Annotated in this window: 2 protein-coding genes; one reads left to right on the forward strand and one right to left on the reverse strand. The window is 67.3% G+C overall.

The genetic code is table 11. The features are described from left to right. Positions 1–424: C1 family peptidase (locus FWJ25_RS20715; RefSeq protein ID WP_223163288.1), on the reverse strand; the 424-nt coding region annotated here is incomplete at its 3' end. Between the two features lie 46 nt (positions 425–470). Between FWJ25_RS20715 and FWJ25_RS20720 the strand changes: the two genes are divergently transcribed. Continuing rightward, a complete protein-coding gene (locus tag FWJ25_RS20720; protein WP_188093680.1) occupies positions 471–617 on the forward strand; it encodes a hypothetical protein in 147 nt (48 codons plus the stop codon). Positions 618–640 lie beyond the last annotated feature (23 nt).

Genomic DNA, 640 nt, shown 5'->3' on the forward strand with positions numbered 1-640 from the left:
CCTGCTCAGACAAGGAGATCATGTCGCCAGTAACAATCTGGTTGATGCCTTCCACAGCCGCTATTGTTGAGAAAGCCCAGCAACTCCCGCAGCTGCCCTGGTCCTTGACCTCCGCGACGGCGCCCTTGGCCCGCCAGTCGACGGACTCCGGCAGGTCCTCGTTGTCGCCGGCCAGGTACCTGTCACCGMGCYTCCTCTCCCTCTGCGGCCTGSTCCTGRCGCCGAGGTAGGTGGCGCGGTACTCGTCGTTGGTGAGGTCGGCGAAGCGGTTGAGSCCGAGGCGGAAGGAGTGGACGCCCGCGTCGGCGGCGGCGTTGTGSGCGTCGAYGTAGCGGAGGTTGTCCCKGAACACCTSGWACCKSCGCTCCTCCTCGCCGACGGCGTTGTAGGTCCGGCCGTGCGCCGCCATCCACTCSGCGTACATCCGCCGCGCCTCCTCSTCGCTSCGCTCSCCGTAGGASACGATCGACATGTCCGCCGCCGCGGCGAGCGACAGGAGGAGCAGCAGCAGCGCCGCCGCCGCCGTGGTGGAGGCAGGGGCAGCCATCTCTGCCGCGCTACAGGAAGGCTGGCTAGAGCTAGGTAGAGAGAGGAGGGAGCAGACGGACGAGGACTGAGGGAAGTGAGAGGATACAGGAGG

It is taken from the genome of Marinobacter salinexigens, from assembly GCF_008370345.1.
GTDB classification, from domain to species: domain Bacteria; phylum Pseudomonadota; class Gammaproteobacteria; order Pseudomonadales; family Oleiphilaceae; genus Marinobacter; species Marinobacter salinexigens.